Source organism: Rhizobium rhizoryzae, from assembly GCF_011046895.1.
In the GTDB taxonomy this organism is placed as follows: Bacteria; Pseudomonadota; Alphaproteobacteria; order Rhizobiales; family Rhizobiaceae; genus Neorhizobium; species Neorhizobium rhizoryzae.
On the sequence record NZ_CP049250.1, the window covers coordinates 270,454 to 282,697 of the forward strand.

A 12,244-nucleotide genomic window follows, 5' to 3' on the forward strand; every position below is an offset into this window, starting at 1 on the left:
TGACGGCAGGAGTATGATGACGATGACGGAACTTGTTCTAATTGCGGAAGACGATGCGGAGATCGCCGGTATCCTCGAAGCCTATTTTGCCCGCGAAGGCTTCCGCACCGTGCATGCCCGCGACGGGCAGGTCGCACTCGATCTGCACCGATCCTTGAAACCCGATATCGTCCTCGCTGATATCACCATGCCGCGCCTGGACGGCTTTGAGCTCCTCGCCGAGATCCAGAGACGGGGTCGCACGCCCGTCATCATGATCACGGCGCTTGATGAGGACGTCGACCGCCTACAGGGACTGCGCATCGGCGCGGACGACTATATTGTCAAGCCATTCAACCCGATTGAAGTCGTCGCACGAGCCAAGGCCGTGCTGCGTCGGGCAGGTTTGGCGCAGGCGGGGGCTGTAATCCGAGTAGGAAGCCTGGCCATCGATCTCGACAGCTATCAGGTCAAGATCGAGAAGGACGGTGGACCAGTTGCCGTTCCCCTGACACTGACCGAATTCAGGCTCCTTGCCCATCTCGCTCGGACACCCAACAAGGTCTTCTCGCGAGCCGAACTCGTCGACGCCTGCCTGCCCGGCTCTGACGCTTTGGATCGAACGATCGACAGTCATTTGAGCAAGCTTCGCAAGAAGCTCGAACAGGCGGGAGGCGAAGGCTTGTTGATCAGCATTCGAGGCGTTGGCTACCGCCTTGGGGTTGATCCATGATCATGAAGGGCCTTAGCCGGCAGATTTTGCTTGCCATGGCATCAGTCACCGTGGCGGCCGGTCTGCTCGTCTTCTTTGGCACCTATCTAGCCTTCACCATCCTCTTCTATTTCTCACCGTGGTCCGAGAACACGGACAATTGGCTGACGGGTTTCGATTTCATAATACTGGGCGTTCTGATCCTGATCGCACTGCTCGTCGCCGCGATCGCGTCGATCCGGTTGGCGCGCCGCATTCTCGAGCCGCTGGAATCCTTGGCGAAAAGTGCCCGGCAGATAAAGGACGGCGATCTTTCGGCCCGTGCCTTGCCCGGCGATCATTCTCTCGGGGAAACGGCCCTTCTTGTTGAGGACTTCAACGCCATGGCGCAGCGCCTGCAGGACATGGCCTCGGACATGAAGCTCTGGAATGCCACGATTGCCCATGAATTGCGGACACCTCTGACCATTCTCAAGGGCCGCCTGCAGGGCATGATCGATGGCGTTTTTGAGCCTGACGAAAAGTCGCTTCAGGCGCTTGTCCTGCAAGTCGATTCCCTGGCAAGGCTGGTGGAGGATCTGCGTACGGTAACCCTTGCCGATAGTGGTCACCTTGATCTTCGCCTGCAGCCTGTTCGGCTGAAGGACGAGATCCTCAAACTTGGTGCCGTGCTGGAGCAGGACCTGAAACAAGAAGGCTTCGAGCTGAAGCTCGACCTTTCCGATTTGACGGTCCAGGTTGATCCCATGCGGATCCGACAGGCCCTTCTCGCCCTCGTCACCAATGCACGCCGATACGCGCATCGAGGCGTCATCGAGATCAGCCTTGGCGTGGAGAGCAACCAGGTGATCCTGCGTGTCGTCGACGAAGGTCCAGGCCTTGCCCCGGACTTCGCCGATTCCGCGTTCGAACCTTTCCGGAGAGGCGGACAGTCCGGCTCGCTGGAGAAGGGCGGAAATGGTTTGGGTCTCTCCGTCGTCCGGGCGATCATCGAGGCTCATGGCGGGACAATCCGCTACACACCGTCTTACACTCGCGGTGCCATGTTCGAGATCGTTCTCGGTGAGGCAGTCGTGGGATCTGCAATTCAGAGCAGCTTCCCCGGATAGCTGAGGCTCCCTCCCCCTTGGCCATACGCCTCCACACATTCTCCACACGACCTCCACAACTCGGCAAGGCTAGGTTGCTAACTCTGTTTGACGAAAACATTCCAGGCCTTAGCAGGATGGCGTGCTTTCGATGACGGAAGACGTGGCTATGGGCGCAGAACATCGCTCAGCCTCCGCGAGCTATAGGAAAGGCGTAATGACCAATCACAACATCACCCTGTCGGTCGCCCATCCGGATGATCTCCCTGACTTCAAGGCAGAGCTCCAAGAAGCATTTTCGCTCGCAGTGATCGATACGTATGGGGCTCTGCCAGATGGCCCGATCCCTTCCGACGAAGACCTCGACAGCTCCATCAATGCATCGGGCGCTGTTACCTTGCATATTCTCTCAGACGGCAAGAAGGTCGGTGGTGCGGTCGTAACCATCAATGAGGAGACGCATCACAATGCGCTTGACCTCTTTTTCCTCAAGGTTGGCGAGCATGGCCAAGGGCTGGGTCATAAGGCGTGGCTTACAATAGAAGCGCGCTATCCGAAAACGATTACCTGGCAAACCCATACGCCTTATTTCGAGAAGCGGAACATCCACTTCTACGTGAACAAGTGCGGCTTCAAGATTATCGCGTTTCACCACGCCAAGTTCCCCGATGCACACAAACCAGGTCCGAGTGATCTGCCGGACGACGAAGGATTTCTGTTTGAGAAGGTGATGCGGTCAAACGGAGGAGATGTTGCACCTCGCCGGCGAACGGCTGCTTACAGGAAACCCTGAACGCCCGCTGATCGGCGGAAACGAAAGCGCAAAGCGGATCGAATCCTTGGAGAGGCTCTCCGGGGAAAGGAGCGGCCCCACGACGTGCGGGGCCGTCCTCATTCAGATTTCAGTCCGCTCGGCCAGTTCTAGCGCGTCCTCAATGTCGACGCCGAGATATCTGACTGTGTTCTCGATCTTGGTATGGCCAAGCAGGATCTGGATCGCTCGAAGATTGCCAGTGGCCTTGTAGATCATGGCAGCCTTCGTTCGCCGCAGGGAATGCGTACCGTAATCCTCCCGACGAAGCCCGATCGCCGTCACCCACTCATCGACCAGTCGGGCGTACTGCCGAGTGCTAAGATGATCTGCGTGGCCGACGCGACTGGGAAAGGCATAGTCATCGACTGTTCCCCCCCTTCGTTGAAGCCAGGCAAGCAGACTAGCTCTGACCTCCGTCGTGATTTCGAACTGCACGGGTCGTCCGGTCTTCTGCTGGACGACCATCGCCCGAGTTCGAATGTCGTGGCCGGTGACAAGTGTCCCGATCTTCAGCTTTACCAGATCAACAGCCACGGAGCTTGCTGTCGATCGCAAGATAGAAAAGCGCCCGATCTCGCATTCTTCCTTCACGGTCCAGGAAGAAGCGGACTGCCCAGATCTGACGCTGCTTCAGGGGCTTCTTGACGCTAACTTGCTTGCCCGCGTTCCAAGCCGGTCGACCCAGTGCGCCAGGATCATATTGTGAAATACCCATTTCAGTTCTCCTATGGCCACCATTGGCCACTGAGAGAACGCGCACCTTGGAGTAAGATGACGGGGCCGACTGATGACTATCCGCTCCTGTCGCATTTACTGCGTAAGCGGACACAGGAGGTTTGGTGAAAACTCACCTGCGGTCCCTGAACTCTTTCACGCTCATACCAACCCATGACCTGAAGGTCCTTTGGAAGTAGGAGGCATCCTGAAAGCCCAAACATTCCGCGATCTGGTTGATCGACATTTCTCCAGAGGCCATGAGCAATTTGGCCCTTTCCATACGGCGTCTGAGCACACGCTGGTACGGCGTTTCTCCGGTCGCCGACTTGAACGCCCTGCTGAAATGAAACCGGCTTAGGCCAGTGATTTCTGCAAGGGCTGACAGCGTCAAATCCGAACCGAGGTTCTCATCGATAAACTCTTCAACGAGAGCGAGAGATGCCCTGCCAAGAGGACGACCGGCTTTGAATTCATACGTCGATGCCTTGTGGATCGCCAAGACGGTAACGAGCCCCAACGCTTCTTCGTACAGACCGTCGGAATGATCTTGAGCCAATAGTCTCGCCCACTGGCGCATGTATCCCTCGACCTCCTCGCTCCGGTAATAGACCTTTTCATCAGCACGCTCGATGAAGCGCGCGCCAAGCTCTTCTCGCATGGAGGCAGGATCAAAATAGATGGCAGTAAACGAGTTCTTTCGTCTGCTCAGACTGGACCAGCCGGAGACACGCGCTCCGCGAGGGACATAGGTAAGCGTATGCCGTAGATCGCGGCGGTTGTCCTCCGCCCCATCTCCGGCACGGATCCCTCCATCTTCCAGTACAATGTCATGGTAGGCGCAGAAATGCAGGTTGCTGGTCCAGTCATAGCTGAAAGCGGCGCCTAAATCGGGACGGACGGTTTCCACGCTGAAACCGCTGTGTTTCCTCAGCATACGCCGTGGGGGCTGGGCGACGCCCTGGAGGTCAAGCAATTCTGTTTGTTCCATTCTCAGTACATTCTTGCGCTCTCGATCAAATTATTGCTACCTGAACTCTTACTGCGCGATCGGCTTTGGTGCACTCGCAGACAGGTTCAAACATTCATAACGCTCACACCACCGCATGCAAATCATCTGTCGACCATGGCCATGAAAACGGCGGCAGTCCCTCGACACCCCAAACATTCAGAGTCGCGACATGCACCGAAAGACATCCGTATTGACAGGTAGCCGAATGCTCGGCCTTGAGCGAAACGCCTTGATCGGACTGTTGGCTGCGATCGTGTTTTTCGTTGCAAGCTCAGCATTGTCTTTCTTTACTGTTCAAAACATCAGGGACAACAGCGCCCGGGTTACTCAAACCCATTCGTTAATTGTTGCTCTCGACCTGCTTCTGATTGACATACAGGACGCAGAGACGGGCCTAAGAGGCTATCTTCTTACAGGGGGGGATGAATATCTAGGTCCCTACAATCGCGCGATGTCTCAAGTCGGTAACCGCATTGAGATGCTCGAATCAATAGCGACACCCGAAATGCGGGAGCGTGGCGGTCCGTCCGAATTGCGAGCCTTTACTGTTTCCAAGCTGGAAACCATGAGGGAGACACTTCGGCTCTACCGGGAAGAAGGACAGTCCGCCGCATTGGCTCAACTGAGGACAGACCGCGGTCGCAGCGATATGGATGGCATTCGGGACACGGTCCAGCAAATGCGGCTTGAGGCAGGGGAAGAGCGTAGCGAGCACCTGCAACAACGAGACAGGGCATTTGTGATTGCATGGGCAAGCGGTGTCGCGACTGGTGCCGTAGGTATTATTCTGACATTGGTTATATCAGCACTGCTCAGGAAAACTGCGCTGGCCCAAAAGCGAGAGCAGTGGCTGAGGGAGGCCCAACTGGGCCTGGGGTCGGCTGTCTCCGGCGAACAACCACTTGCTAAGCTAGGCGAAAATGTTCTCGGCTTTTTGACAAACTATCTCGGCGCGGTCGCCGGAGCGATCTATGTCGAGAATGGGGGTCGGTTTCACCGTACGGCGGTCCACGGGGTGCCGTCTGGCGCAAACCTTCCAACGAGCTTTGGGGAGAATGACAGCCTCTTTGGACATGTCCTGAAAGATCACCGCCCGATCGCGGTTGGGGAGGTTCCTGACGGCTATATCAGTTTTGGCTCGGGCCTTGGGCAGCACAAGCCGCGCTATCTCGCCTTGGGACCGGCAATCGTCGAAGGCGATATCCGAGGCGTCTTTGAACTCGGTTTCCTGTCGCCTGTCAGCGATGACACCCTGTCGCTTCTCGAAAAAGCATCGGAAATCATTGCCGTCGCAATCAGGTCTGCAGAGTTCAGAGCAAGATTGCAGGCACTGCTGGAAGAAACTCAACGCCAGTCGGAAGAACTGCAGGTCCAAGGCGAGGAGCTACGCGTTTCGAACGAGGAGCTGGAAGAACAAGGACGCGCACTTCGCGAACAACAGGCGCGGCTGGAACAGCAGCAGGCGGAACTTGAACAGACCAATTCCCAGCTCGAAGAACAGGCAGAGGAACTGGAGCAGCAGCGAGACGACTTGGAGCGTTCGAAAGACGCGATTGAGGCCAAAGCTAAGGAAGTCGAACTTGCGAGCCGCTATAAATCCGATTTCCTGGCCAACATGTCGCATGAGCTGCGCACGCCGCTCAATTCCTCGCTGATCCTTGCCAAGCTTCTTGCCGACAATTCGGAAGGTAACCTCACGGCGCAGCAGGTGCAGTTCGCTCAAACGATCCAGTCGTCTGGCAATGACCTCCTGAACCTGATCAACGATATCCTTGACCTTTCAAAAATTGAGGCCGGGCATGTGGAGATTCACCCTGAGGCCGTGTCCATCGAGCGCACGCTCAGCGGGTTACGGCACATGTTTGAGCCGCTCGCATCAAATAAGGGCCTTCAGTTCAAAGCGTCTGTTGAAGCTGGCGTCCCAGCAGTGATCCAAACCGACCCGCAGCGCCTTGAGCAGATCCTCAAGAACCTGCTCGCCAATGCGCTGAAGTTTACGGAGTCAGGTAGCGTTTCGCTGGACGTTCGCCCCTACGGTGACAATCAGCTCGCCTTTGCGGTCAAGGATACGGGCATTGGGATCGCCGAAGAACAGCAGAAGAGAATTTTTGAGGCATTCCATCAGGCCGACAGCACAATCAGCCGTAAATTCGGCGGCACTGGCCTTGGCCTGTCAATCTCACGCGAATTGGTGCGGTTGCTCGGCGGTCACTTCCTGCTCGAAAGCAAGGTCGGTGCCGGAAGCACCTTCACCATCGTCGTCCCCGCCGAGTTCGGTAGCACACTCGTAAAAGCACCACGGCAGGAGCCGGTTTATCAATCTCAACCGATAATGGCCCCAGTTCCGGCGCCTTTTGCCGAGATCGCGCCAGCAGAGCCGAAGGCCATTACCATCGTTGAGGATGACCGGGCAAAGGTTGCGGCAACAGAGCGAAAGCTCCTGATTGTTGAGGACGACCAGTCCTTTGCAACCATACTGCGCGATCTGGCGCGCGAGCTGAAGTTCAAAGCACTGGTGGCTGGCACGGCTCAAGAAGCGCTTGAGCTTGCTCATCAGTTCCTGCCGAACGCCGTTCTTCTTGATGTGGGTCTTCCCGATCAGTCAGGCCTTTCGGTGCTCGATCGCCTCAAGCGCGACGTCAGAACGCGCCACATCCCGGTCCATATACTCTCTGCCGAGGACTACTCCGATCGCGCGCTTTCACTCGGTGCAGTCGGCTATGCTTTGAAACCGGTTCAGCGCGATCGCTTGGTGTCCATGATCGAATCCCTTGGCGCAAAAGCCGAGCAGACGTTGCGGCGTGTGTTAATCGTTGAAGACAATACAGTGCAGCGCGAGGCATTGTCGAAGCTGTTGTCATCCCACGAAGTCGAAACTGCGGGAGCTGGCACAGCGGCCGAGTGTATAGCACTCTTGGCCGAAAAGACCTTTGACTGCATGGTGCTGGATCTGTCTTTGCCGGATGCATCGGGCTTCGCACTCCTGGAGACGCTCAGCCAGGAAGGCATGCACTCCTTCCCACCTGTCATCGTATACACGGGACGCGTTCTTTCGTCAGAAGAGGAACAGAGGCTGCGCCGCTACTCGAAGTCGATCATCATCAAGGGCGCAAAATCCCCCGAACGCTTGCTCGACGAAGTGACCCTCTTCCTGCACCAGGTCGTCTCCGAACTACCGGATGAGCAGCAACAGATGATCCGCAAGGCGCGCAATCGCGATGAACTCTTGGAAGGTCGCCGTATCCTGATCGTCGAAGACGACGTGCGAAACGTTTATGCGCTGACCAATATCCTTGAGCCGCGGGGCGTGCTGGTCGAGATCGCCCGAAACGGTGAGGAGGCACTCGACAAGCTGGAGCAATCGCGGAACAAGCCGGAAGCCAAGATCGATCTCGTGCTGATGGATGTGATGATGCCCGTCATGGATGGCCTCACCGCCACACGCCACATCCGTAAGAACTCAGCGTGGCAGAAACTACCGATCATCACCTTGACCGCAAAGGCGATGCCTGACGATCAGAAGCGCTGTATTGAAGCCGGTGCCAACGACTATATGGCCAAGCCACTCGACGTCGAAAAGCTGCTGTCACTCGTGCGCGTATGGATGCCGCAATGACGGAGATATTCGAAACGGTCGAGGACATCGAGATCCGGCTGCTGCTGGAGGCGCTCTATCATCGCTACCATTATGATTTTCGCAGCTACGCCATGTCGTCAATCCGTCGACGGTTGCGTCAGGCGCGCGAACAGTTGGGTTTTGCGACAATCTCGGCAATGCAGGAACGCGTTCTGCACCATCCGGACATGCTGGCCGACATGCTGCGCTATCTGACGGTTCAAGTCAGCGAGATGTTTAGGGATCCCTCCTATTTCGCGGCTATGCGTGAAAAGGTGATCCCGCATCTGCGCACCTACCCTTCCTTGAAGATCTGGATTGCTGGCTGCAGCTCAGGCGAGGAGCTCTATTCCTTCGTCATCATGTTTCGTGAAGAGGGGCTGGAGGATCGCACCCTTTTTTATGCAACGGATATTAATCCAGATGCGCTCTCGCAGGCTGAGGCTGGCGTTTACGACATCGAGCGGGTCAGATTGTTCACCGAGAACCACCGAGAATCCGGCGGCAAGGGGTCCTTATCTAACTATTATACGACGGGCTACAATCGCTGCATTCTGGACAAAAGCCTGCGGCGCAACGTCGTTTTTTCAGACCACAGCCTTGTGACGGACCAGGTTTTTGGGGAGATGCAGCTTGTCTCCTGTCGCAATGTCATGATCTATTTCGACCGGAACTTACAGGACAGAGCCGTCGGCCTGTTTCGCGAGGCTTTGCCACGCAATGGTTTCTTGGGCTTAGGATCAAAGGAAACGCTTCGCTTTTCAGCGCATGCCGATAGCTTCCGGGAATTCGTCCGTGAGGAGAAAATCTATCAAAGGATCGGCTCATGAAAGACGATCCAAAGGGGGCAGTCATAATTGGCGCCTCTGCCGGCGCGCTTGAAGCCCTGTCGGCAATATTGCCGCGCCTGCCTGCGACGTTCCCTTACCCTATTTTTGTTATTGTGCACTTGCCGCCTAAGAAACGCAGTGTCCTGGCTGCGATCTTCGATCTCAAATGTCAACTTCGCGCGATTGAGGCGGAGGACAAGGAACCAGTCGAGGCGGGAACCATCTACTTCGCTCCTCCTGACTATCATCTCCTGCTTGAGGGGCGAGCGCATATCGCATTGTCCAGCGATGAAGAGGTCCTGTTCTCCCGGCCTTCGATCGACGTGGCATTTGAGAGCGCGGCCGAGGTGTGGGGACCGCAACTGACGGCCGTAATCCTGACAGGTGCCAATCATGATGGGGCTCGCGGGCTCGCGGCCGTCATGCGCTCTGGAGGCACAGCAGTCATCCAGAATCCATCCGAGGCTTATGCCCAAGCTATGCCTGAGGCTGCCATGCGCGCATGCCCCAGCGCCAATATTCTCAACTTGTCGAATATTTCGACCTTTTTGCAGAACATCTAAAATGAAGACCGATGTCACCTTCCTTCTCGTGGACGACCTTCCAGAGAACCTGTTGTCTCTGGAGGCGCTTCTCCATCGTGACGACCTGAGACTGTTGAAGGCGAGATCGGGTGATGAAGCGCTCGAACTCCTGCTGAAACATGATGTGGCCCTTGCACTCATTGATGTTCAGATGCCTGGGCTGAACGGCTTTGAGCTCGCCGAACTGATGCGCGGCAATGAACGAACAAAGCGAGTGCCAATCATCTTTGTAACTGCGGGTTCCCACTCTGCCGAACGGCGATTTCAAGGTTATGAAGCGGGTGCCGTCGATTTCATCCAGAAGCCGATCGAGCCAAATATCCTGCGCAGCAAGGCAGAGACCTTTGCCGAATTGTATCGGCAGCGACGAATGATTGCGGAACAACGGGATAGGCTCGAAGAGCAGACACAGGCACTTAAGATGGCTGATACTCGCAAAAACGAGTTTATCAGCGTGCTTGGGCACGAGTTGCGTAATCCACTCGCTGCACTTAACGGCGGCTTGAAGTTGCTTGCGAGAAAACCCGATGCTGCCAAGATGGAGCAGATCCAAAGCCTGATGCAGCAACAGATGGACCATATCGTCAGGCTTGTTGATGATCTGCTCGACGTGTCCCGGATAACGCAGGGCAAAATCAGCTTAGTGATGTCTGAATTCGACCTGAAGGAGGTGATCACCACTTCGGTAGAGATGACGAGACAGGCTTTTGAGGAACAAGACCATGCTGTGAGCATCAACGTTCCGGAGCAGCCCTGCACCATAATTGCCGACAAAGTGCGGCTGACGCAGTGTGTTTCAAACCTTCTGAACAATGCTGCTAAATACACGCCAGCGGGTGGTCAGATCAAAGTTGTGCTAGAGTCTCATACAAATGCCTATCGCGTAAGTGTTGCCGACAATGGACTGGGACTCACTCCAGAAGATTCAAAGTCTATCTTTAAGATGTTCGAACAAGTCGAGAAACATCGGGACCATGCGCATGAAGGGCTGGGAATCGGACTTGCGCTCGTCAAGCAGCTTATGGAGTTGCACGGCGGTGATGTCTCCGTCAGTAGCCGTGGTCCGGGTCTAGGAAGCACATTTATCCTTGAGTTGCCGATTTTGGCTGAACGAACGCTTTAGCGGCGAACGACTGCTTTTAGGTTCATGTCAGAATGTACTATATAACCGACTTGAGGGCGCAAATCGGAAATTGTTTCCGCGAGGGGCCGCAACGCGACAATCCACTTCCATCTGTCTAGCTGATGAAGTTGACATCGCGCTGAAGCTGTAAAGGCGGATGAGACCCGCGGCAGAAGAGTACGCCCGTATCGCGGCACCTGTGCGTATCCATGTGAATGTATCAAGGATTTGCCACGGTCACCGCTTCTTCCTTCCTACATCATCCCTCTTGGAACGCCTCCTCCCGCCTCTTCCTGACCGACGGCAGAACAACCAGCAGCAACATGATTGCCGCAATCACGAGAAGGCTCGCGCTCAGCGGCCGGGTGAAGAGTACGCTCGGGTCACCCTTGGAGAAAAGAAGCGTGCGTCGCAGGAATTCTTCCATCATGGGCCCGAGGATAAAGGCGAGCAGCATCGGCGCCGGCTCGACGTCCAGCTTGCGGAAGAGGTAGCCTACCGCGCCAAACAGCGCCATGGCATAGACATCGAACAGGCTGTTGTTGACGCTGAAGACGCCGATGGCACACAGAGCGATGATGGTGGGGAACAGGAAGTGATATGGAATGGCGATCATGCGCACCCAGAGGCCGATGAGCGGCAGGTTGAGCACGAGCAGCATCAGATTGCCAATCCACATCGAAGCGATCAGCCCCCAGAATAGCGTCGGCTGCTCCGTCATTACCGAAGGCCCCGGCTGAATGCCCTGGATGAGCATGGCGCCTATCATCAGCGCCATCACCGAATTCGATGGCAGGCCGAGGGTCAGCATCGGGATGAACGACGTTTGTGCACCGGCATTGTTGGCCGATTCCGGCCCCGCCACCCCTTCAATTGCTCCCTTGCCGAAACGCTCCGGCTCCTTCGAGAGGCGCTTCTCCAGCGAATAGGAGCCAAACGAAGCGAGTGCTGCTCCACCGCCGGGAAGGATGCCGAGCACCGAACCCAGCGCCGTGCCACGAAAAATCGGGCCAATGATTCGGCGCCAGTCCTCGCGTGTCGGCATGAGGCCGGTTACCTTACGGGTAAGCAGTGTACGCTCCCCCTCCGCCTCCAGATTGGCAACAATCTCGCCCAGTCCGAAGATGCCCATGGCGAGGACGACGAAATTGATACCATCGGAGAGCATGGGCACATCGAAAGTGAAACGCGGAACGGCAGAGTTGACGTCCGTTCCGACCATGCCGAGCAGCAATCCCGTCAAGATCATGCCGAAGGCCTGCAACAGCGAACCGGATGCCATAACAATAGAGGCAATCAGGCCAAGTACCATCAGGGCGAAGTATTCTGCTGGCCCGAACTGTAGCGCCACGACCGCCAGGGCGGGTGCAAAGAGCGCAATAAGCAGCGTCGAGATCGTTCCGGCGATAAACGAGCCGATGGCCGCAGTCGAAAGCGCCCGACCCGCTTGGCCCTGACGGGCCATCTGATGTCCGTCGAGCGCGGTCACCACGGAAGACGGTTCACCAGGCAAATTGACAAGAATAGCAGTTGTGGAGCCCCCATACTGGGCACCGTAATAAATGCCCGCCAGCATGATGAGTGCCGTTTCCGGGGGAAGGCCGAAGGTCAGCGGCAAGAGCATCGCAATTGTTGCGACCGGGCCGAGGCCCGGCAGCACGCCGATGGCGGTGCCGAGAAAGACGCCGAGCAGGCAATAACCGAGATTGGTGATCGACGAGGCAACCGTGAGCCCCATCCAGAGATTTGACAGCATATCCATTGGATGGTCC

At 56.4% G+C, this 12,244-nt stretch carries 9 protein-coding genes and 1 pseudogene; 7 read left to right on the top strand and 3 right to left on the bottom strand.

The window, feature by feature from the left end:
* Positions 1-22: 22 nt before the first annotated feature.
* From G6N80_RS07560 to G6N80_RS07570, 3 genes are all read left to right on the top strand, one after another.
* The gene (locus G6N80_RS07560) at positions 23-712 is read left to right on the top strand and encodes a response regulator (RefSeq protein ID WP_062553277.1); all 690 of its coding nucleotides are present in this window, start codon (positions 23-25) and stop codon (positions 710-712) included.
* Complete coding sequence (locus tag G6N80_RS07565; RefSeq protein ID WP_062553170.1) at positions 709-1,800, top strand: ATP-binding protein; 1,092 nt, start codon at positions 709-711, stop codon at positions 1,798-1,800. Before G6N80_RS07560 ends, G6N80_RS07565 begins: the two co-directional genes overlap by 4 nt.
* A 196-nt stretch (positions 1,801-1,996) precedes the next feature.
* Positions 1,997-2,572: a GNAT family N-acetyltransferase gene (locus tag G6N80_RS07570; protein WP_062553171.1), complete on the top strand. Its 576-nt coding sequence runs from the start codon at positions 1,997-1,999 to the stop codon at positions 2,570-2,572.
* A gap of 102 nt (positions 2,573-2,674) precedes the next feature.
* Here G6N80_RS07570 and G6N80_RS07575 read toward each other — a convergent pair.
* Together G6N80_RS07575 and G6N80_RS07580 are read right to left on the bottom strand one after the other, a co-directional pair.
* Positions 2,675-3,308 (bottom strand): annotated as a pseudogene (locus tag G6N80_RS07575) (tyrosine-type recombinase/integrase).
* A 132-nt stretch (positions 3,309-3,440) separates the two neighbouring features.
* Entirely contained in the window at positions 3,441-4,298 is an 858-nt protein-coding gene (locus tag G6N80_RS07580; RefSeq protein ID WP_062553173.1) for a helix-turn-helix transcriptional regulator, read from the bottom strand.
* A gap of 226 nt (positions 4,299-4,524) precedes the next feature.
* Here G6N80_RS07580 and G6N80_RS07585 point away from each other — a divergent pair, with 226 nt between their 5' ends.
* The 4 genes from G6N80_RS07585 to G6N80_RS07600 are packed head-to-tail and all read left to right on the top strand — an operon-like array spanning position 4,525 to position 10,472.
* Positions 4,525-7,935, top strand: a complete 3,411-nt coding sequence (locus tag G6N80_RS07585; protein ID WP_244484660.1) for a response regulator — start codon at positions 4,525-4,527, stop codon at positions 7,933-7,935.
* Positions 7,932-8,765: a CheR family methyltransferase gene (locus G6N80_RS07590; protein ID WP_156379038.1), complete on the top strand. Its 834-nt coding sequence runs from the start codon at positions 7,932-7,934 to the stop codon at positions 8,763-8,765. Before G6N80_RS07585 ends, G6N80_RS07590 begins: the two co-directional genes overlap by 4 nt.
* On the top strand, positions 8,762-9,328 hold the full coding sequence (locus G6N80_RS07595) for a chemotaxis protein CheB (RefSeq protein ID WP_062553176.1): 567 nt from the start codon (positions 8,762-8,764) through the stop codon (positions 9,326-9,328). The genes G6N80_RS07590 and G6N80_RS07595 overlap by 4 nt, the downstream gene beginning before the upstream one ends.
* A 1-nt stretch (position 9,329) precedes the next feature.
* Positions 9,330-10,472 carry a hybrid sensor histidine kinase/response regulator gene (locus G6N80_RS07600; protein WP_062553177.1) on the top strand — a complete coding sequence of 381 codons (1,143 nt, stop codon included), beginning with the start codon at positions 9,330-9,332 and terminating at the stop codon, positions 10,470-10,472.
* Between the two features lie 259 nt (positions 10,473-10,731).
* Here G6N80_RS07600 and G6N80_RS07605 read toward each other — a convergent pair whose 3' ends face one another.
* Positions 10,732-12,234 carry a tripartite tricarboxylate transporter permease gene (locus G6N80_RS07605; RefSeq protein WP_165132777.1) on the bottom strand — a complete coding sequence of 501 codons (1,503 nt, stop codon included), beginning with the start codon at positions 12,232-12,234 and terminating at the stop codon, positions 10,732-10,734.
* Between the last annotated feature and the right edge of the window lie 10 nt (positions 12,235-12,244).

Bases quoted from the DNA above. Each gene is read 5' to 3' on its own strand.
- G6N80_RS07560 (WP_062553277.1), top strand. From the start codon at position 23: ATGACGGAACTTGTTCTAATTGCGGAAGACGATGCGGAGATCGCCGGT.
- G6N80_RS07565 (WP_062553170.1), top strand. From the start codon at position 709: ATGATCATGAAGGGCCTTAGCCGGCAGATTTTGCTTGCCATGGCATCA.
- G6N80_RS07570 (WP_062553171.1), top strand. From the start codon at position 1,997: ATGACCAATCACAACATCACCCTGTCGGTCGCCCATCCGGATGATCTC.
- G6N80_RS07580 (WP_062553173.1), bottom strand. From the start codon at position 4,298: ATGGAACAAACAGAATTGCTTGACCTCCAGGGCGTCGCCCAGCCCCCA.
- G6N80_RS07585 (WP_244484660.1), top strand. From the start codon at position 4,525: ATGCTCGGCCTTGAGCGAAACGCCTTGATCGGACTGTTGGCTGCGATC.
- G6N80_RS07590 (WP_156379038.1), top strand. From the start codon at position 7,932: ATGACGGAGATATTCGAAACGGTCGAGGACATCGAGATCCGGCTGCTG.
- G6N80_RS07595 (WP_062553176.1), top strand. From the start codon at position 8,762: ATGAAAGACGATCCAAAGGGGGCAGTCATAATTGGCGCCTCTGCCGGC.
- G6N80_RS07600 (WP_062553177.1), top strand. From the start codon at position 9,330: ATGAAGACCGATGTCACCTTCCTTCTCGTGGACGACCTTCCAGAGAAC.
- G6N80_RS07605 (WP_165132777.1), bottom strand. From the start codon at position 12,234: ATGGATATGCTGTCAAATCTCTGGATGGGGCTCACGGTTGCCTCGTCG.